The sequence below is a fragment of the Ensifer sp. NPDC090286 genome, from assembly GCF_044769565.1.
In the GTDB taxonomy this organism is placed as follows: domain Bacteria; phylum Pseudomonadota; class Alphaproteobacteria; order Rhizobiales; family Rhizobiaceae; genus Ensifer.
The window spans coordinates 566,495-585,777 of sequence record NZ_JBIVYF010000003.1 but is presented as its reverse complement, the minus strand read 5'-3'; the positions used below and the strand labels follow the sequence as shown (position 1 = coordinate 585,777).

At 63.5% G+C, this 19,283-nt stretch carries 17 protein-coding genes; 8 read left to right on the top strand and 9 right to left on the bottom strand.

From position 1 onward, the window contains the following. Window positions 1–390 precede the first annotated feature (390 nt). The 8 genes from cydB to ACIQUG_RS17985 all read right to left on the bottom strand — a co-directional run bounded on the left by cydB (window position 391) and on the right by ACIQUG_RS17985 (window position 9,185). Window positions 391–1,395 (bottom strand): cytochrome d ubiquinol oxidase subunit II, encoded by a 1,005-nt coding sequence (cydB, locus tag ACIQUG_RS18020; RefSeq protein WP_402323389.1) that lies wholly within the window; start codon window positions 1,393–1,395, stop codon window positions 391–393. Then, complete coding sequence (locus ACIQUG_RS18015; RefSeq protein WP_402323388.1) at window positions 1,385–2,812, bottom strand: cytochrome ubiquinol oxidase subunit I; 1,428 nt, start codon at window positions 2,810–2,812, stop codon at window positions 1,385–1,387. The genes cydB and ACIQUG_RS18015 overlap by 11 nt, the downstream gene beginning before the upstream one ends. Window positions 2,813–3,135: 323 nt before the next feature. After that, window positions 3,136–4,617, bottom strand: a complete 1,482-nt coding sequence (locus ACIQUG_RS18010; RefSeq protein ID WP_402323387.1) for an ArnT family glycosyltransferase — start codon at window positions 4,615–4,617, stop codon at window positions 3,136–3,138. A gap of 155 nt (window positions 4,618–4,772) precedes the next feature. Then, a complete protein-coding gene (locus tag ACIQUG_RS18005; protein ID WP_402323386.1) occupies window positions 4,773–5,942 on the bottom strand; it encodes a M20 aminoacylase family protein in 1,170 nt (389 codons plus the stop codon). 1 nt (window position 5,943) lies between these two features. Beyond that, window positions 5,944–6,768, bottom strand: a complete 825-nt coding sequence (locus ACIQUG_RS18000) for an ABC transporter permease (protein WP_192447903.1) — start codon at window positions 6,766–6,768, stop codon at window positions 5,944–5,946. Further along, entirely contained in the window at window positions 6,765–7,490 is a 726-nt protein-coding gene (locus ACIQUG_RS17995; protein WP_402323385.1) for an ABC transporter permease, read from the bottom strand. Before ACIQUG_RS17995 ends, ACIQUG_RS18000 begins: the two co-directional genes overlap by 4 nt. A 102-nt stretch (window positions 7,491–7,592) precedes the next feature. Continuing rightward, entirely contained in the window at window positions 7,593–8,375 is a 783-nt protein-coding gene (locus ACIQUG_RS17990; protein ID WP_192447901.1) for a transporter substrate-binding domain-containing protein, read from the bottom strand. A gap of 36 nt (window positions 8,376–8,411) precedes the next feature. Beyond that, entirely contained in the window at window positions 8,412–9,185 is a 774-nt protein-coding gene (locus tag ACIQUG_RS17985; RefSeq protein WP_043613145.1) for an ABC transporter ATP-binding protein, read from the bottom strand. Between the two features lie 286 nt (window positions 9,186–9,471). Between ACIQUG_RS17985 and ACIQUG_RS17980 the strand changes: the two genes are divergently transcribed. From ACIQUG_RS17980 to ACIQUG_RS17945, 8 genes are all read left to right on the top strand, one after another. Beyond that, entirely contained in the window at window positions 9,472–10,095 is a 624-nt protein-coding gene (locus ACIQUG_RS17980) for a TetR/AcrR family transcriptional regulator (RefSeq protein ID WP_402323384.1), read from the top strand. 17 nt (window positions 10,096–10,112) lie between these two features. Next, window positions 10,113–11,303: a pyridoxal phosphate-dependent aminotransferase gene (locus tag ACIQUG_RS17975; RefSeq protein WP_402323383.1), complete on the top strand. Its 1,191-nt coding sequence runs from the start codon at window positions 10,113–10,115 to the stop codon at window positions 11,301–11,303. Then, the gene (locus ACIQUG_RS17970) at window positions 11,300–12,907 is read left to right on the top strand and encodes a 5-guanidino-2-oxopentanoate decarboxylase (protein WP_402323382.1); all 1,608 of its coding nucleotides are present in this window, start codon (window positions 11,300–11,302) and stop codon (window positions 12,905–12,907) included. Before ACIQUG_RS17975 ends, ACIQUG_RS17970 begins: the two co-directional genes overlap by 4 nt. Before the next feature lie 165 nt (window positions 12,908–13,072). After that, entirely contained in the window at window positions 13,073–13,480 is a 408-nt protein-coding gene (locus tag ACIQUG_RS17965; RefSeq protein ID WP_246764908.1) for a hypothetical protein, read from the top strand. 111 nt (window positions 13,481–13,591) lie between these two features. Beyond that, window positions 13,592–16,132 (top strand): protein translocase subunit SecD, encoded by a 2,541-nt coding sequence (gene secD / locus ACIQUG_RS17960; RefSeq protein WP_402323381.1) that lies wholly within the window; start codon window positions 13,592–13,594, stop codon window positions 16,130–16,132. Between the two features lie 513 nt (window positions 16,133–16,645). After that, a complete protein-coding gene (locus tag ACIQUG_RS17955) occupies window positions 16,646–16,858 on the top strand; it encodes a hypothetical protein (protein WP_034797039.1) in 213 nt (70 codons plus the stop codon). Between the two features lie 233 nt (window positions 16,859–17,091). After that, window positions 17,092–17,544, top strand: a complete 453-nt coding sequence (locus ACIQUG_RS17950; protein WP_402323380.1) for an RrF2 family transcriptional regulator — start codon at window positions 17,092–17,094, stop codon at window positions 17,542–17,544. 143 nt (window positions 17,545–17,687) lie between these two features. Then, a complete protein-coding gene (locus ACIQUG_RS17945; RefSeq protein WP_402323379.1) occupies window positions 17,688–18,698 on the top strand; it encodes an SIS domain-containing protein in 1,011 nt (336 codons plus the stop codon). A 36-nt stretch (window positions 18,699–18,734) separates the two neighbouring features. Here ACIQUG_RS17945 and ACIQUG_RS17940 read toward each other — a convergent pair whose 3' ends face one another. Beyond that, window positions 18,735–19,259, bottom strand: a complete 525-nt coding sequence (locus tag ACIQUG_RS17940) for an Lrp/AsnC family transcriptional regulator (RefSeq protein ID WP_402323378.1) — start codon at window positions 19,257–19,259, stop codon at window positions 18,735–18,737. Window positions 19,260–19,283: the final 24 nt, after the last annotated feature.

Here is a 19,283-nt window from a genome sequence, read left to right as displayed (position 1 = left end):
CTCTCAGCAAGCGGGGCGCTTCTGCGGCGCACTGCTAACAAACGGCGAGCTGTCTTGGAAGGGGCAACAGGGTCGCAGCCGGCGACCCCTCGAGGTGGTCACCTCAGCAGGCGATCGCTTTGCAGGGGAGGAGGGTGCGGTCCTGTCTCCGTCTGCGGCGATCGCCTGCTGACGTGTTAAAGGGAAGTTAGCCGGCCAAGCTTGAGCGAGGCTTTTTAGAGCGGGATGAGGAAAAGTGTCTGCGGTTTTCCGCCCGCATCCCGCTCCAATGGATCGACTACGTTCCGATCATCAGCTTGATCGCAAGGCCGACGATGGTGACGGCCGCCACCCCCGCGCACCAGAGACCGACGAACCAGAGAAGCTTGCGGCCTGTACCCGTCTCGCTGGTCAATGGTAGCCCTCCTCCGGGTCGACCTTGCCGCGGAACACCCAGTAGGCATAGGCGGTATAGGCGAGAATGATCGGCACCAGCACCAGAGCGCCGGCAAGCAGGAAGGAGAGGCTTTCCTCAGGGGCCGCCGCATCCCAGATCGTCAGCGATGGCGGCACCATATAGGGGTAGAAGCTGATGCCGATGCCGGCATAGCCGAGCACGAAGAGGCCGAGTGCGGCGATGAACGGCCGGCTGTCGTGGCGATTGCGGATGCCCGTGATCAGCGCATAGAGGCAGCCGAGAACGAGCGCCGGCACGATGACGCTGAAGATCGCGGTCGGAAATCCGAACCAGCGGTCCAGATATTGCGGCTCCAGGAACGGCGTCCACAGGCTGACGATACCCATCGCGGCAACGGTGGCGAAGGAGCATTTGAGCGCGAGGTCGCGAGCCCGATCGGCAAGGTCGCCATGGGTCTTCATCACCAGCCAGGTGGCGCCGAGCAGCGCATAACCGACGACGACGGCAATGCCGGTCATGATCGAGAACGGCGTCAGCCAGTCCCACCAGCCGCCGACATAGGCACGGTTCTCGACCGGAATGCCCTGGACGAGCGCGCCGAGCGTGATGCCTTGCGCAAAGGCCGCCAGCATCGAGCCGCCGGAGAAGGCCCAATTCCAGAGATACTCGGCCCGGCGCGTACGCCAGCGATATTCGAAGGCGACGCCGCGGAAGATGAGGCCGATGACCATGGCAATGATCGGCGCATAGAGCGCCGGCAGGATGGTCGCATAGGCCAGCGGAAACACCGCCATCAGGCCGCCGCCGCCGAGTACCAGCCAGGTCTCGTTGCCGTCCCAGACCGGAGCGACGGAATTCATCATCACGTCGCGGTCGTGCTTCTCCGGGAAAAACGGGAAGAGAATGCCGACGCCGAGGTCGAAGCCGTCGAGAATGACATAGGCGAGCACCGCAAAGGCGATGATGCCGGCCCAGATGAACGGCAGATCAAACTCCATGATGGCCTCCCTTGATGTTTGCATGGCTGGCGTGAGTGGCGGGGCCCGGCATGATGCCGGAACTGCGCAATGGTCCTTCGCCGAGCTCCGGCATCGGATCGCGCGGCAACCGCGCCATCAGCCTGAGGATGTAGAAGGTGCCGGCGCCGAAGACGAAGAAGTAGACGATGATGAAGGCGATCAGCGAGGCGGCGACGGCGGGTGCCGCGATCGGCGCCACCGAGTTTGCCGTCAGCAGGTGGCCGTAGACCGTATAGGGCTGGCGGCCAACTTCGGTCGTGACCCACCCGGCGAGCACGGCGACGAATCCGGCAGGCCCCATGGCGATCGCGGCACGGTGCAGCCAGACATTGCTGTCGAGCGTGCCGCGATAGCGACACCAGAGCGACCAGAGCCCGATGCCGAGCATGGCGAAGCCGAGGCCGACCATCACCCGGAACGACCAGAAGACGATGCCGACGGGCGGATGCAGCTCCTCGGGGATCGTATCGAGCCCGGCAAGCGGCGCGTTGAGATCATGCTTCAGAATCAGGCTCGAAAGCTTCGGGATCTCGATTGCATAGTCGACGCGCTTTTCAGGCGAGTTCGGAATGCCGAAGAGGATGAGCGGCGCACCGTCCGGATGGCTCTGGTAGTGTCCCTCCATCGCCATCACCTTGGCCGGCTGGTGTTCCAGTGTGTTGAGCCCGTGCATGTCGCCGGCAAAGATCTGGATCGGCGCGACGATCGCCGCCATCCACATCGCCATCGAGAACATCTTTCGCGCCCGCCGTGGCGCCGTCTTGCGGATCAGGTGCCAGGCGCCGCAGGCACCGACGACGAAGGCCGTCGTGAGGTAGGCGGCCAGAACCATGTGTGTGAGGCGATAGGGGAAGGACGGGTTGAAGACGATCGCCCACCAGTCGACCGGGACGAATTGGCCTGCCTCGTTCATGGCAAAGCCCGCCGGCGTCTGCATCCAGGAGTTCGCCGAAAGAATCCAGGTGGCCGAAATCAACGTGCCGATGGCGACCATGACGGTTGCGAGGAAATGCAGTTTTGGCCCGACGCGGTTGAGGCCGAAAAGCATGACGCCGAGGAAGCCTGCTTCGAGGAAGAAGGCGGTCAGCACCTCATAGCCCATCAGCGGCCCGATGATCGGCCCGGCCTTGTCGGAAAAGACGCTCCAGTTGGTGCCGAACTGGTAGGACATGACGATGCCGGAGACCACGCCCATGCCGAACGCGACGGCAAAGATCGTCTTCCAGAAATTGAAGAGCTCGAGATAGACCTCGTCCTTCGTCCACAGCCACAACCCTTCGAGCACCGCGAGGTAGCTCGCAAGCCCGATGGAAAAGGCGGGGAAGATGATGTGGAAGGAAACGGTGAAGGCAAACTGGAAGCGAGCGAGCAGGGTCGCATCGAAACTCTCAAACACGGGCGCAATCCTTTCAGACACGCGGATGCGACGCCTCACTGAAGCGTGGGCCGCAATGCTCTGGCTGCTGCATCATTCGTCCGGTGACCGATCGTCGATCAGGGGACCTATCTTGGCCTCTGGCCGAGGCAAATCCTTGGGTTGCGCCGGCTTTTCAGCATGCACTTGAATCTGCGCCAAATTTGCCAAACGTCAATGACGGCGCGTCCGCCACGTTGTCACACTGCGGCAATGTTGCGCTGCGGCATATTGGAGCGCGCCGAGCGGACGCCGGTGGGCGCCGGGGAAACACGACGCCCGGCCGGTGGCCTGTCCGGCAGCGACTAGTCGCTGCTCGCCACCTTGTCGCATGCCGGGGTTTGCGCGTCGCTGCCGTTGTCGTGACACGGTTCCGCCTTGGAGGGGACGGCCAGAGGCCTTGCCGCGAGCACGCCCATCCTCTTGCCGCGGTAGGGACTGTCCATGACCAGCTGATATCCGGAAAGGTCGTCGGCGTTTCGGCCAACGACGATCGCGCGGCCCTCGGGGTGGCTTGCAAACCATTGCGCCAGCCGCTGTGGAGGGACGTCGTCGACAGGTTTTTCCAGGCGAGCCAGGAAGCCGAACTCGGCGTGATAGTTGGCGACGAAGGCCCAGTCCCGGTCGCGATTTGCGCGCATATAGGCGGCGGTCGGCTCCAGATCATATCGCTTCAGGATCGTCGCCGACGCGATTGCCTGACCGACGACGATGGCCGTAACCATGGCCACCATATTCAGGACCAGGCGGCGGCTCGGGACATTTTTGAGACAGAGGACGACGGCAAGCACGACCGCCGGCACCAGCGGCATCAGGTAATGCGGCTGCTTTTCGCCGATCAGGGAAAAGCTTAAGAAAGTCGGGGCTGCCCAGAAAAGCAGGAACCGCGTGCCTTCCTCCTTAAGCCAGCCTTGGCGCAGCGCGGCAGCGCCTTTCCAGAAGCTTGGGAAAAACACCCACGGGATCATCATTGCGGGCAGCAGCGGCAGGTAGAAGTAGAAGGGCCGCACGTGGGCGTTGAGCGTGCCCGTCGCCCGGCCGACCGTCTGATCCCAGAGCAGCGAATGGGTAAACTTGCCGTCCGCCTGCATCAACACGGGGACGAGCCAGCAGAGAACGATGAGGCCGGCGATGGCAAGCGCTGCGAGGATGCCGAGATACCACCGGCCGGGTCGCCTGAGATCGTCTGCCCAGAGCGGAGCCAGCGCGATCGGGAACAGGATGTGAAGGAAAGCCACCGGTCCTCTGGCGAGAACGCCGAACCCCAGCGACAATCCGATCAGGAGGACGGAGCGCCAGTCCCGCTTGCGGGCATAAAGCACGATGCCGATCAGCGACAGCAACACGAAGACCGTGAGGGTGAGATCGAAATAGATCAGAGTGCTGTAAACGAGAAAGGGCAAGCTCGCGACCATGACCATCGCCGTGCGGTCAGCCTGCCGGTCGAAATCGGAAAAGAGCAGGCGGCCGAGCGCGATCGTGAGATAGACGCTTGCGAGCGAAGACAGGACGACCGGCAGCGTTGCCGCCCAACGGGTCACGCCGAAGACCGCCCATGAGGCGTTGATGAGCCAGAACAGCAGGGGCAGCTTGTGATGGTAAGGCTCGAAATTCATGGTCAGCGGCTGAAGCCAGTCGCGACGCAGGAGCATTTCCCAGGCGACGCTGGTGTAGCGCGTTTCGTCGATCGGAAGCAGCGGCCTGAACCATATCGCTGCGACAAACGGGATGAATACGACGAGCGGAAGCCAGAGGTGCCTTATCGGCTTGGGAAGGGCCAGATGCATGGTGTGTCAAGCTCCGCATCACGGTCGGTTTGCTTGCAGCACCATGCGGAGAGAACCTGTCTCGCGCCTGTCCAACATTTGAGCGAGATGAGTAAGCAGGCCGTGGTGGCGCGGGCAGGATCCGCGCCGCCAGGGCGGTAACCGTTCACGGCCTATCAGCTTCGGGAAAGATAGGCCTCGGCCAGCTCGGTCCAGAAGGCTGCGCCGATCGGCAGGAGGTCGTCGTTGAAATTGTAGCCGGGGTGATGCAGCGGCCGGTCGTCGTCGCTGGTCTTGGAGCCGAGGAAGAAATAGGTCCCCGGCCGTTCCTTCAGCATGTAGGCGAAATCCTCGCTGCCCATGAAGGGGCGGGCGAGATCGACCACCTTGTCGGCGCCGGCAAAGCGAACCGCGAGATCGCGGACGAAATCGGTCTCGGCCTTGTGGTTGATCGTCGCGTCGTAGCTGCGCTGGTAGTCCACGGTCGCACGCATGCCGAAGCTCGTGGCTTGCGCTTCGGCGATCATGCGGATGCGCCGTTCGAGTTCGTCGCGCACATCGGGCTCGAAGGATCGGATGCCGACGACGATCTCGGCGCGCTCGGGGATGATGTTGCTGGCCGAGCCGGCATGAAAGGCGCCGACGGTGACGACGGTCGGATCCATCGGGTGGATGTTGCGCGAGACGATCGATTGCAGCGCCATGACGATCGACGCGCCGCAGACGATTGGGTCGGCCGTCTCCTGCGGCTCGGCGCCATGCCCGCCGCGGCCGTGCACGGTGATGCGCGCCTCGTCGACAGCGGCCATGATCGGGCCTTCGCGAAGGGCGAACTGGCCGAAGGGAAGACCCGGCTCGTTGTGAAGCGCAAAAACCGCGTCGCAGGGAAACTGATCGAACAGGCCCTCGTCCATCATGATCTTGGCGCCGCCGAAATTCTCTTCGGCCGGCTGGAAAATCAGGTGAACCGTGCCGTCGAAATTACGCCGCTCGGCAAGGGCGCGGGCAGCACCGAGCAGCATCGTCGTGTGACCGTCGTGGCCGCAGGCGTGCATCAGGCCAGAGGTCTTGCTGGCATAATCGAGCCCGGTTTCCTCGAGAATCGGCAGTGCATCGATGTCGGCGCGGATGCCGACGGAGCGTTTGCCGGTGCCGTTCTTGAGCGTGCCGACGACACCGGTTTTCGCAAGGCCCGTCGTCACCTCGTAGCCGAGGCTTCTGAGATGTTCCGCGATGAAGGCGGAGGTGCGCGTCTCCGCCAGCCCGAGTTCGGGATGGGCATGCAGGTCGTGGCGAATGGCGACGAGTTCCGGCATGGCGTTGGTGATCGAGGGGGAAAGTTTCATGTCAGGCACCGCGGGTTGGGATGCGATTTTCGAACGTGCGGAAAGCCACCACCAGAATGCCGGTGAGGCACATGTAGATGAGCGCGAGCAAAAGCAGCGGCTCGTAGGTGAGGAAGGTTTCCTGCCGGACCTTGGAGATGACCGCATAGACGTCGACGACGGTGACGGTGGCGACAAGCGGCGTCGACTTCAGCTGCAGCACCGTTTCGCCGTTGAGCGTCGGTAGCGCCCGATGGATGGCGCGCGGCAGCCAGATGCGGCGGAACATCGTCCAGCGGCCCATGCCATAGGCCTTGGCCGCCTCGAGCTCGCCGTTCGGAACACCGGCAAAGGCGCCACGCATGACCTCGCCCTCGTAGGCGGCAAAGGAGATCGTCAGCGCCGCAACGCCATAGGGCCAGGCCTCGCGCAGATAGGGCCAGAGGAAGGATTGGCGGATTGCCGGAAACTGCGGGAACAGCGAGCCGAGACCGTAATAGAGCAGCCAGAGCTGCAACAGCAGCGGCGTGCCGCGGATGACCGTGCAGAAGACCTTGGCCGGCAATTTCAGGAACCAGGGGCCGGTCACCTGCACGAGGCCGATCGGCACGGCCAGCAGGAAGCCGAGAATGGCGGTGCTGAACAGCATCATCAGGCTGACGAGAATGCCCCAGCCCAGCCGCGGCAGGTAGCGCGGCAGCCAGTCCCATCGCATGAAGACGGCGACGGCGACGACGAAGGCGGCAAAGACCAGCATCATGACGATGCGGTGCGGTTGGAAGAAGCTCCTCGCTGTCGGCAGGTCTTCGGGCGTAAACGCAACGGCGTGGGTGGTTTCGTCGGTCATCGGCTCTCCGCAAAACCGCGTCGGGCATGGCGTTCGAGCATGCCGATGAAGACGTTGGAGATCAGCGTCAGCGCCAGATAGAGAGCGCCGGCCGCCAGGAAGAACAGGAGATAGGCCTTGGTCGTGCCGGCAGCCTGGCGGGTGACCAGCGTCAGCTCGCTGAAGCCGACGACGGCGAGAAGGGCCGTATCCTTGGTGGCGATCAGCCAGAGATTGGAGAGGCCGGGAATGGCATAGGGCAGCATCGCCGGCAGGGTGATGCGGCGCAGAACCATGGCAGGCGACATGCCATAGGCGCGTGCCGCCTCGATCTGGCCGGCGGGCACCGCCTTGATCGCGCCACGCAACACCTCGGTCGAATAGGCGCCCTGGACGACGCCGATGACGAAGATGCCGGCCATCAGGCCGCTGATGTCGACCGGGCCGATCGAAAACAACGCCAGAACCTGATTGAGCAGGTCGGTGCCGGCATAATAGAGCAGGAGGATCAGCACCAGCTCGGGCACCGCGCGCACGACCGTGGTGTAGCATTCGAGCAGATCGCGCAGGACCGGGCCGCCGTAGAGCTTGCCGAAGGCGCCGCCGATGCCGAGTGCCAGGCCGAGCGTGAAGCCGCCGACGGCGATCTGAATGGAATTGAAAAAGCCTTGCAGCAATACGCCGCCCCAGCCGGGCGCTGAAAGCGAGAGCAGGCCCCAATTGATGAGGGAATCCGCAGCCATGCGTCGTCGAGCTCCGATGGCGCCGGCCGGCGATCGCTACAGCGCTGCGGTCCGTTCGGACACGACAGCGCTGCGACGGTTCGATCGCCGGTCGATCGCGCCTTATCCGCCGTAGATGTCGAAGTCGAAGTACTTCTTCGAGAACGTATCGTAGGTGCCGTTGTCGCGGATCGCCTTGATGGCGGCGTTGATCTTGTCCTTGAGCTCGGTTTCGCCCTTGCGCAGGCCGACGCCGACGCCGGGGCCGATCACGGCGACGTCTTCGGCAACGTCACCCTTGTATTCGCAGCATTCCTTGCCCTGGTCGGTTGCCAGAAACGCCTTGAGCGCGATGGCATCCGCCTGCACCGCATCGAGGCGGCCGGCGGCGAGGTCGTTGTTGGCCTCGTCCTGCGTCTGGTATTCCTTGACCTCGACGCCGGCCGTCGCGAAGTGCTTGGCGGCATAGGCCTGGTGAACCGTCGAGACCTGGACGCCGAGCGTCTTGCCCTTCAGCCCTTCCGGCGAGGAGTTCATCTCGACGCCCTTGGTGCCGATGATCCCGGTCGGGGTGTTGTAGTACTTGTCGGAGAAATCGATCGTCTTCAGGCGCTCGTCGGTGATCGACATCGAGCTGATGATCATGTCGATCTTCTTCGAGGTCAGCGCCGGGATGATGCCGTCCCAGGCGACAGGCGTCAGCACGCATTCGAGCTTGGCCTCGGCGCACATCGCGTTCATGAACTCGACTTCCCAGCCTTCCCACTTGCCGCTGGCGTCAGGTGCCGTGAACGGCGGATAGGGTTCCGCTGCGACGCCGACCTTCAGCGCTTCCGCCGATGCCGCGACACCGCCGCTGACGGCGATCGCCGCCGCAACGGCCAGGACTTTCAATGCCTTCTTCATGCTGTTCCCCTTTTTGGTTGTTTAGCATTCAGGAATTCAGTGAATGGAACTGATGAACTTCTTGAGCCTTTCCGATTTCGGTGCGCCGAAGATGGCCTCCGGCGGGCCCTGCTCCTCGATCACGCCGTTGTGGAGGAAGACGATGTGGTTGGCGACGTCGCGCGCGAACTTCATCTCGTGGGTGACGAGGATCATCGTGCGCTTTTCACGCGCGAGGTCACCGATGACAGAGAGAACTTCGCCGACGAGTTCGGGATCGAGCGCCGAGGTCGGCTCGTCGAAGAGCATCACGAGCGGCTGGATGGCAAGCGCCCGGGCGATCGCGGCGCGCTGCTGCTGGCCGCCGGAGAGAAAGGCCGGGTAAGCGTCGCGTTTCTCGTAGAGGCCGACCCGTTTCAGCAGGGTTTCGGCGGTGGCGACCGCCTCGGCCTTCGGTTTGCCGAGCACATGGATTGGGGCTTCGATGACGTTTTCGAGGATGGTCATGTGCTGCCAGAGATTGAAGCTCTGGAACACCATGCCGAGCTGGCTGCGGATGCGCTGGACCTGTTTGCGGTCCTCCGGCACCAGGCCGCCGCGGCCGTCGGATTTCATCCGGATCTTTTCGCCATGCACGCTGACGCTGCCGGCGGAGGGGAGTTCGAGGAGATTGATGCAGCGAAGGAAGGTGGATTTGCCGGAGCCGCTGCCGCCGATGATGGCGATCACGTCGCCCTGCTTCGCCGTGAGCGAAACTCCCTTCAGCACTTCCAATGGCCCGAAACGCTTGTGCAGGTCAGTGACCGCGATTGCCTGGGCCGCATCCGTCATCGGCGCGCCGCTCCCATGGCTCTGCGAGCTTTGTCTGTCAGCATCGAAACAGTTCCCCTGTCGTCTTCCGCGCGGCATCTTTGGCCTGTCACGGGTTTTTGTTGGCAGGCATGGTTGCACTTGTGCCGCTATTGTTCAAGCGTATAATAATGGACGTCGCCGATTTTTTGACGCCCCGCCGATCGTTCGATTTCCCGAAGGAGCCGCCCATGCCGCCGTTCTGGCCGAAGCCTTTGCTGACCGCGCCTGAACAGCGTTTCGCGCCGGTTCGAGAGCAGAGTGCCGCATGAACAGACGCAGTTTTCACCGTGCGCCGGAAGGCGAACGCCGCCAGGAATTGATCGAAGCGACACTCGACTGCATCTCGGAATTCGGGCTGAAGGGCGCGACGGTCAGGCAGATCGCGATCCGCGCCGGGGTGACCGCCGGGCTGGTGCGCCACTACTTCGAATCGAAGGACCAGATGGTCGCCGAGGCCTATCGCGCCGTCATCGCCTCGCTCACTGAAAAGGCAAGCAAGGTCGAAGGCGACCCGGAAACCCGGCTCAGGGATTTCATCGCCATCAACCTCACCGAGCCGGTGGCCGACAGCCGCAGCATCTCGCTCTGGGCGGCCTTCATCAGCCAGGTCCGGGTCGATCCGGTGCTGTCGGAGATCCATCGCGAAGGCTATCTCGCCTTCCGCAATTCGCTGCAGGAACTGCTTGCCGATTTCCTTGCGGCCAAGGGCAAGCCGGCCGATACCGAAACCTGCCGGGCTTTCGCCATCGCCATCAACGGATTGGTCGACGGCCTCTGGGTCGAGGGCTGCCTTGCCGGCGATCTCTTTCGCGAGGGCGAGCTTGTCGCCATCGCCATGTCTTCGGTCGAGGCGCTGCTCGGCACGAGGATCGGAACTGCAAAACAATGAAAACGGGAGAAAGCACCATGCGCTACGCGTCCATCACCGAACGTCTTGCCGATCTTGGTTCGGGCAAATGGTCGCTGCATATCCGCGCCCGCCAGTTGAAGGCTGCCGGTGCCGACATCATCGAGTTGACGATCGGCGAACCGGATCTTCCGCCGGACCGTGCGCTGCTCGACGAATGCCAGCGGGCGATGAACGCCGGACGCTATCGCTACTCCAACGGCCGCGGGGAGCCGACGGTCGTGGCGGCCGTTGCGGAGAAATACCGTCGCCGCCGTGCTGATGTAACGAACGAGAACGTGCTTTGCTTTCCCGGCACGCAGACGGCGCTTTTCGCCGTGATCCTGGGTTTGGCGGAGGCCGGCGATGCCGTGCTCGTCGGCGATCCGCTCTATGCGACCTATGAAGGCGTGATCCGCTCGACCGGCGCCCATCCGGTGCTGGTGCCGCTGAAGCCTGAATTCGGCTTCCACATGCAGGCCGAGGATCTCGAAAAGGCGATCACGCCGGAGAGCCGGGTGCTGCTGCTGAATACGCCGCACAATCCGACCGGCGCCGTGCTGACGGCGGAAGAGATTGCCGCGATCGGCGAAGTCGCACGCCGTCACGATCTTTGGATCGTCTGCGACGAAGTCTATGAGGAGCTGGTGTTCGACGCCGTCTTTGCCTCGCCCTTCGACAATCCGGATCTCGCCGAACGCACGATCGTCGTCTCCTCGATCTCGAAGTCGCACGCCGCCCCCGGCTTTCGCAGCGGCTGGGCGGTCGGCCCGGTCGAGTTCACCGAGCGGCTGCTGCCGGTCTCCGAAACCATGCTTTTCGGCACGCAGCCCTTCATCGCCGACATGACCGCCTATGCCCTGACCCATGACATCGGTACCGCACGGCAGATGCGCCTGTCCTACAAGTCGCGGGCAGCGCAGATCGTCGCCGGTCTTGCCAAGGCGCCCGGCATCGAGGTGTTCGCGCCTGAGGCCGGCATGTTCATCTTGATCGATGTTTCGGGAACCGGCCTCGACGGCGATGCGTTTGCCTGGGCGCTGGTTGAAGAAGAGGGGGTTGCAGTCATGCCCGGATCGTCCTTTGGCGACGAAGCACAGAATTATCTGCGCGTCAGCCTGACCGTGCCCGATGCCGCCATCGACGAGGCCTGCCGCCGCATCACCGCCCTTGCCGAGCGGGCTAGCCAGCGCAAGGAGCGCCGCGCATGACCACGGAAAAAACGGTTGGAGAAGTCCTGGTCGACCTGCTCGAGGCCAATGGCGTCGAGGTGGTGTTCGGCATTCCCGGCGTGCACACGGTCGAGCTCTATCGGGGCCTTGCGGCATCGAAGATCCGCCACGTGACGCCACGGCATGAACAGGGCGCGGGTTTCATGGCCGACGGCTATGCCCGCGTCAGCGGCAAGCCGGGCGTCGTCCTCGTCATCACCGGGCCGGGGCTGACGAACACCATCACTGCGATGGCGCAGGCGCGCCAGGATTCGATACCGATGCTGGTGATCTCAGGCGTCAATCGCCGCGATTCACTCGGCCACGGTCGCGGCTTGCTGCACGAGCTGCCCGACCAGCACGGCATGATGAAGACGCTTGCGCTCTATTCGCACACGCTCCTCAATCCGGAAGACCTGCCTTTCGTCGTCGACCGCGCCTTCTCGGTGCTCGTCTCCGGCCGGCCGGGACCGGTGCATATCGAGATCCCGACCGACGTGATGTCGGCGAAGATCACGCCGCAGGCGGTGCGCCCGGCAACGGCCACCCGACCGCGCTCCGACAGCGAGACGCTGCAGCGTGCGGCGATCCTTTGCGCCGACGCCTCGCGCCCGGTCATCATCTGCGGCGGCGGCGCGCTGACGGCGGAGGCGGAAGTTACGGAGCTTGCCGAAAAGATCGGCGCGCCGGTCGTCACCACCGTCAATGCCCGCGGCATGTTCTCGGGCAGTCCCTTGAGGGTGCCCGCGAGCCCGAGCCTGAAGGCGGTGCGGTCGCTGCTGAAGGAGGCCGACCTAGTGCTGGCGCTCGGCACCGAAATGGGCCAGACCGACTACGACATGTATGCCGATGGCGGGTTTCCGGCCCTGCGCAACCTGATCCGCACCGACATCGATGCGGCGCAGCTCGCACGCGGGCCGCATGCAGCACTCTCCATCCTCTCCGGCGCCAAGGCGGCGACGGCGGGCATTCTCGCCTTCCTGCCGGGCCATGCCGCCAAGGATGGCGCGGGACGGGCCGAGACCGCGCGACGCGCGGCGCTGAAGGAACTGACGCCGAAGATGCGGGCTGAGATCGGCATCATCGACACCATCTACAAGGTCCTGCCGGATTGCACCGTCGTCGGCGACTCGACCCAGGCCGTCTATGCCGGCAACCTCTATTGCGATGCACCGCGGCAGCGCAGCTGGTTCAATTCGGCGACCGGCTACGGCTCCCTGGGCTACGCGCCGCCGGCAGCCGTTGGTGCGGCCGTTGCCGATCCGTCGCGGCCGGTCGTCTGCCTCGTCGGCGACGGCGGCTTCCAGTTCTCGCTGGCCGAAATCGGCTCGGCCGTCGATGCGCAGGCGCAGGTCATCTTCCTCGTCTGGAACAATGACGGTTACCAGGAAATCGAAAGCTACATGGTCGATGCCGGCGTCACGCCGGAGGGCGTCAAGCCTTCGGCGCCAGACTTCCTGATGGCGGCCAAGGCCTATGGCGTCGAGGGACAGCGGCTTGCTTCCGTCGGCGATCTCTCACAGGCGCTCGCCGAGGCGGGCAGGCGCAAGGGACCGTCGCTCATCGAGATCCACGAGCGGCGAACGAGCGGCCTTACGGCCTGAACAACGACAACGACGAAGCGGGCCGGATTTGACTTTTCCGGCCCGGAATGGTGTTAAAGGCGCCCATGCTCGATTCCGGCCATGTTCTCTAGGTAAGGTCGGGCATTCGGGCTCAATTTTCGTCTCGCTGGCGTTCGACCGCCAGGGAAAGGGACCGCGTCCTCGATGGACCGCATGGGTGGTGGCAGCAAGAACATGCAGGCCGGCCGGCTTCTCGCCGTGCTGTGGCTGTTCTGCGCCTCCTTCGCAATGCAGGTCATCTCGGTCGGACAGAGCATCCCGTCCCGTTCGGCATCCGGCGCCCAGGCCGGCAACGTCACCGATACCGGTTCGACCGATCGTCCCGCCGCCCGGCAGCTCTCGCGGGCGACACCGCTCTCTGACCTTCGATTTACGGCCGAGCGCAAGGACGCCAAGTCCGCAGCCGATGATGGCTTGCCGGCGCTCCTGCCGGCATCGCTCCAATTTGAATTTCCCCGCTCGTCGGACGGGCGGGTATTCCGAGAGACCGCCGCGTATCTCGGCGGGGCCGCGAACCATGGCCCCCATATTCGCGCACCTCCGCGCGTCTGATCCATCACTCGGATTTTGGCTGGCTGGCGGCTTCGGCTGCAGCTTTGCCCTTTATGAAACAAGCCCTGACGACGCGCCCCGTGCCCGCGCAGGCTCTTCTGGAACCACAACATGCGTACATCGAAATGGGCGATTCTCGTCTATGTCGTCGTGATCATCTTCGGATGTATCGCGGCGCTTCCGAACGTGCTGACGCCGGCACAACGTGAACAATTTGCAGGCTGGCTGCCGGTCAAGCCGGTGACCCTCGGCCTCGACCTCAAGGGCGGCTCGCACCTCGTTCTCGAAGTCGATGCTGCCGGCCTGCGCAAGGCTCGCCTCGAAACCCTGCTCGACGATACGCGCCGGGCCCTGCGCACCGAGCGCATTTCGGCCTCTTCGGCCCGCATTGCCGGCGACACCGTCACCGTGAAGATCGAAGATCCGGCTGACCGCGAAAAGGTCCTGCCGAAGCTGAAGGAACTCGCTGCCCCCGTCGGCACGCTCGGTTTCGGTGGCTCGGCCTCCGATATCGAGGTGACCGAGAGCGGCGACAGCATCAACATCGCCATGACCGAGGCCGGCCTTGCCGACCGCACCACCAAGGCGGTCGAGCAGAGCCTCGAAATCATCCGCCAGCGCGTTGATACCGTCGGCGTCGCAGAACCGCTGATTCAGCGCGTCGGTTCCGACCGTATCCTCGTCCAGCTCCCTGGCCTCGAGGATCCGACGGCCCTGCGCCAGCTCCTCGGCTCGACCGCGCAGATGAGTTTCCACATGGTCGACCAGGCCGTGGATCCCAATCAGCCGCCGCCGCGCGGCGTCGACATCCTGCCTGGTGCGCACGACAACAACAAATACGCCGTCGAAAGCCGTGTGGCGATTTCGGGCGAACGCCTGGCCGACGCCAAGGCTGGCTTCGACCAGCGCACCAACGAGCCGATCGTTTCCTTCACCTTCGATTCGCTTGGCGCCCGCCAGTTTGCTGAAATCACCCAGGCCGCCGTCGGTCGGCCCTTCGCCATCGTTCTTGACGGCAAGGTTCTGACGGCACCGGTCATTCGCGAACCGATCATCGGCGGCAACGGCCAGATCAGCGGCAATTTCACTGCAAAGGAAGCGACCGTTCTCTCCGCGCTGCTGCGCTCCGGCGCCCTGCCGGCACCGCTCACCGTCATCGAAGAACGCTCCGTCGGTCCGAACCTCGGCTCCGATTCCATCCGCATGGGCATCTACACCGGCCTTGCCGGCTTCGCCCTCGTCGTTACCCTGATGGTCGTTCTCTACGGCGCATGGGGCATGATCGCCAATGTCGGTCTGGTGCTGCACACGATCCTGACGATCGCGCTTCTGGCGATGCTAGGCTCGACGCTGACCTTGCCCGGTATCGCCGGTATCATTCTCGGCATCGGCATGGCGGTGGACGCCAACATCCTGATCAACGCCCGTATCCGCGAAGAGACGGAAGCCGGCGCCGGCGCGATGAAGGCGCTCGATATCGGCTTCAACAAGGCCTATGCGACCATCATCGACAGTAACGTCACGACGCTTTCGGGCACCGTGCTGCTGTTCGCCTTCGGCTCCGGTCCGGTCAAGGGCTTCGCCGTCACCATGATGCTCGGCATCATCATCTCGATGTTCACCTCGATCACCGTCGTTCGTCTGATGATGCGTGAAGTCGTCGTCCGCCGGAAGATGAAGAAGCTCGAGATCCCGTCGCTGTTCGGCAAGGTTCCGAAGCTTCCGTCCTTCTCCTTCATGAAGGGCCGTTTCGTTGCCATCGGCATGTCGGCCTTCCTGTCGGTAAGCTCGGTCGTGCTGTTCTTCACGCCTGGCCTTAACTACGGCATCGACTTCGTCGGTGGTATTCAGGTCGAAACCACCTCGAAGAACACGCTCGACCTTCCGACGCTGCGCCACAATCTCGAAGCGCTCAACATCGGCGAGGTGGCACTGCAGGAATTCGGCCAGGACAAGTCGGTCCTGATCCGCGTCCAGCGCCAGCCGGGTGGTGAGCAGGAGCAGACCGCTGCGCTCAACCGCATCAAGGATGCCGTCGTCCAGACGATCCCGGATGCGGCATTCGAGCGTACTGAGGTCGTCGGCCCGACTGTCAGCACCGAGCTTGCCCGTTCGGGCTTCCTCGCCGTCGGCCTCGCGATGGTGGCGATCCTGCTCTACATCTGGTTCCGCTTCGAATGGCACTTCGCCGTCGGCGCGATCGCCGTTCTCTTGCTCGACATCACCAAGACGATCGGCTTCTTCGCGCTGACAGGGATCGACTTCAACCTGACGGCCATCGCCGCGCTTCTGACGATGATCGGCTACTCGGTCAACGACAAGGTCGTGGTTTATGACCGCATGCGCGAGAACCTGCGCAAGTACAAGTCGATGCCGTTCTCCGATCTCATCGACATGAGTATCAACCAGGTGATCGCGCGATGCATCTTCACCTCGATGGCGACGGCCTTCTCGCTGGTGCCGATGGCGATCTGGGGCGGCGATGCCGTCAAGAGCTTCGCCTGGCCGATGATCTTCGGCGTGATCGTGGCAACGACCTCGTCGATCTACATCGGCGGTCCGATCCTGCTCTTCCTCAATCGTTGGTGGAAGGATCGCGAAGCGTCCCGCAGCGGCACGACCACGCCGCAGGCGGGAACGCCGGTGGCCTGATCGCCGTCTCTCAGGATATAAAACGTGAAGGGGCGGCCGCAACGGCCGCCCCTTTTTTGTCCGAATGTGCTGTCTTTATCCACCCGTGCCTTGCAGACTGATTCTTCGCTTCCTAAATAGCGTGGGTCTCCGGCTCCGGAACGGGTAGATGGATTTTGCGCCCTCTACCCCTAGAATTTCAGGGGTGAAGAAATTTTTTCTCCTTCTTCATCTTTTTAATTGACGGAATTGGTAGATTATTCTAGTTTGCCAATACGTGACGCGGGGAGTCCGCCTCACGGTTGTTCATCGAACGCTCCGGCATTGCTGATGCCGGGCCAGCCAAAGGAGTGTGACATGTCCGAAACCGTCTCGACCGCCGCCTTCTTCGGCACGCGTCTCCTTTGTCGCGCAACAGAGAAAAAATGGCTCATTCGCAATCTCTGCCGAATGTGACCTTCGAACCCCTCGAACTTTATCTTTTGCCGAAATTGAAAGTCTCCGCGCCACCGGCGTGGAAGGAGCGTTATTTGTATGAGCAAGCAGGTTATCGAATTTGGCGGCGAAGCCGTCGGCGTTGTTGTCCCGGATGAAGATCGCTTCAAGTTCCTGGCGGTGAAGTATCACGTCTGGGATCTGGACGCGAAGCGCTTCGGTTCGGCTGATGAGGCGCGTGCCGCGATCCGTCAGCTGTTGGCCCACCAGGCCGTCCAGGCAAAGCGGCAGAACCACAGTGCCGCTGCCTGAAGCAGCACTTGAAGCGGATGAGAAAAGCCGGTTTCGGCTTTTCTCCCGCCTCCGCCGCGAAGACATACGCAAATTCTGGCCGCATCGGCCGCACGCAATGCCCGCGACATCGGCCAATTCCCCACTATAATTATATGTTGGCAGTACGTTTCTTGTGCTATGCCAAGATATATTTGCATTTGCGCGGATGATTCCCGTTTTCTGGGGTGCCGCCGCAGGGAAAGCGTGCCGGAATGCTGACGAAGAAGGGAAAGTACGGACTGAAGGCCTTGGTCGATCTTGCACGGCTGGAGCCGGGGGAGACCGCCTTCATTACCGAGATCGCGCAGCGCAACAATATCCCGAAGAAATTCCTGGACACCATCCTGCTCGAACTGCGCAACGCCGGCATGCTGCGCTCGAAGAAGGGCCCCGGCGGCGGTTATTCGCTGTCGCGGCCGGCATCCGAAATCCGCATCGGTCACGTCATCCGTACGCTCGATGGGCCGCTTGCGCCGATCCGCTGCGCAAGCCGCACGGCCTATGAGGTGTGCGAAGACTGCAACGATCCCGAGACCTGTCAGGTGCGGGTGTCGATGACGACGGTGCGCGATGCCGTTGCCGCGATCCTCGATTCGATGACGCTCGAAGAATTCGCGGCCGACAAGTCGATGCCGCTCGAAATGGAAGAAATGCGCGCCGGCTGACGAAAACGTCGCCGATCGCGCCAGTTTTCCCCCGAACTCTGCCTGCAACACTTGGTTTGCCAAGAAAAAGCGCTTATCTGCCGTCAATGGTCTGGCGGACAGCGTTCCGCCTGTCGCGACGGCTTTGCAGAATTGAGGGCATCATGGGTTTGAGACATGCATCGGCAGGTGAGCGAACCGCGCTTGCGGCTTTGGATTCGATCAGCCGCACGCTGACGACCGCGATGGCCGGCATCAAGGCGCTGGCGGATCAATTTGGCGCCGACGAGGCCTTTGCCCGCAGCGTCGTCGATGCCGTCGAACTGATCGGCGAAAGCCAGGGGCGCGTCGTCGTCTCCGGCGTCGGCAAGAGCGGCCACATCGGCCGCAAGATCGCAGCCACCCTGGCATCGACCGGCACCTCCGCCTATTTCGTGCACCCCACCGAAGCGAGCCACGGCGACCTCGGCATGGTCACCTCGCAGGACGTGCTGATCCTGCTTTCCTGGTCGGGCGAGACGGCCGAGCTTGCCAACATGCTCACCTACGCCAAGCGCTTCAACGTGCCGGTCGTGTCGATCTGCGCCAACCGGGACAGCGTGCTGGCGCGCAACTCGGAAGTACCGATCGTGCTGCCGAAGGTTCAGGAAGCCTGCCCGCACGGCCTGGCGCCGACGACGTCGGCCATGCTGCAGCTTGCCATCGGCGACGCGCTGGCGATCGCGCTCCTGGAGCGGCGCGGCTTTTCGGCCGAAGACTTCAAGACCTTCCATCCGGGCGGCAAGCTCGGTGCGCAGCTGCGGCTGGTGCGCGAACTGGCGCATGACGGCGCCCAGATGCCGCTTCTCAGCGTCGGCCGCCCGATGAGCGAGGCGCTGATCGAGATGTCGTCCAAGGGTTTCGGCGTCGTCGGCATCGTCGACGGCGGCGGTAAGCTGACTGGCGTGATCACCGACGGCGACCTGCGCCGTCACATGTCCGGCGACCTGCTGCTGCAGCCGGTCGAGGCGGTGATGTCGCGCAATCCGCGCGTGATCCGCGGCGACGTGCTCGCAAGCGGCGCCATGGAATTCATGCAGCAGCACAAGGTGACCGTGCTGTTCGTCGTCGACGATGGCGGGGCGCCGGTCAGCATCCTGCATATCCACGACCTGCTGCGCGCCGGCGTCGTCTGAGGCCGGCAGAGCGGATCTCCGTCTGACGAAAGCAGCCTAACCTTTCACCACGGCGGGCCAGTCGCTCGTCGTGCCAGGCTGCACCGGTCGTTCCAGATAGGTCGAAAGCACCACATAGCTGCGCGTCGCCTTGACGCCGGGCGTGTCGTAGAGCCGCGCCAGCAGCCCTTCCAGCGCATGCGTGCTTTCGGTGCGCACCTTGAGCAACATGCAGGTGTCGCCGGCGACCGAGTGGATCTCCTCCACCTCAGGGCATTCCTCGATCGCCAGCAGTGCCTGCGTCTTGCCCCAGCCGGTCGTGTCGACATGGACGAAGGCAAGCAGCGTCTTTCCGACTGCGTCCGGATCGATGAGCGCCGACACGCGGCGGATCGCGCCCGAACGCCGGAGCCGTTTCACCCGTTCATGCGCCGCTGGCGGCGAAAGCCCGACGCGGTCGCCAAGCTCGGCATAGCTCGTGGTCGCGTCCTCGACGAGGACGCCTAATAGTTTTCGGTCCATGGCGTCGAGGTCGCGTTCCGGTGGACGCTTCCGCCGAACGTCATCTGTATTTTGGTCCATACCCGGAATTCCTCTTGTTGCTGA

Coding starts and splice junctions, on each gene's coding strand:
- ACIQUG_RS17985 (WP_043613145.1), bottom strand. CDS start 9,185: ATGACGGATGCGGCCCAGGCAATCGCGGTCACTGACCTGCACAAGCGT.
- ACIQUG_RS17945 (WP_402323379.1), top strand. CDS start 17,688: ATGGGTTTGAGACATGCATCGGCAGGTGAGCGAACCGCGCTTGCGGCT.
- ACIQUG_RS17965 (WP_246764908.1), top strand. CDS start 13,073: ATGGACCGCATGGGTGGTGGCAGCAAGAACATGCAGGCCGGCCGGCTT.
- ACIQUG_RS17955 (WP_034797039.1), top strand. CDS start 16,646: ATGAGCAAGCAGGTTATCGAATTTGGCGGCGAAGCCGTCGGCGTTGTT.
- ACIQUG_RS18010 (WP_402323387.1), bottom strand. CDS start 4,617: ATGCATCTGGCCCTTCCCAAGCCGATAAGGCACCTCTGGCTTCCGCTC.
- cydB (WP_402323389.1), bottom strand. CDS start 1,395: ATGGAGTTTGATCTGCCGTTCATCTGGGCCGGCATCATCGCCTTTGCG.
- ACIQUG_RS18000 (WP_192447903.1), bottom strand. CDS start 6,768: ATGACCGACGAAACCACCCACGCCGTTGCGTTTACGCCCGAAGACCTG.
- ACIQUG_RS18005 (WP_402323386.1), bottom strand. CDS start 5,942: ATGAAACTTTCCCCCTCGATCACCAACGCCATGCCGGAACTCGTCGCC.
- ACIQUG_RS17975 (WP_402323383.1), top strand. CDS start 10,113: ATGCGCTACGCGTCCATCACCGAACGTCTTGCCGATCTTGGTTCGGGC.
- ACIQUG_RS17940 (WP_402323378.1), bottom strand. CDS start 19,259: ATGGACCAAAATACAGATGACGTTCGGCGGAAGCGTCCACCGGAACGC.
- ACIQUG_RS17990 (WP_192447901.1), bottom strand. CDS start 8,375: ATGAAGAAGGCATTGAAAGTCCTGGCCGTTGCGGCGGCGATCGCCGTC.
- ACIQUG_RS17970 (WP_402323382.1), top strand. CDS start 11,300: ATGACCACGGAAAAAACGGTTGGAGAAGTCCTGGTCGACCTGCTCGAG.
- ACIQUG_RS17995 (WP_402323385.1), bottom strand. CDS start 7,490: ATGGCTGCGGATTCCCTCATCAATTGGGGCCTGCTCTCGCTTTCAGCG.
- ACIQUG_RS17980 (WP_402323384.1), top strand. CDS start 9,472: ATGAACAGACGCAGTTTTCACCGTGCGCCGGAAGGCGAACGCCGCCAG.
- secD (WP_402323381.1), top strand. CDS start 13,592: ATGCGTACATCGAAATGGGCGATTCTCGTCTATGTCGTCGTGATCATC.
- ACIQUG_RS17950 (WP_402323380.1), top strand. CDS start 17,092: ATGCTGACGAAGAAGGGAAAGTACGGACTGAAGGCCTTGGTCGATCTT.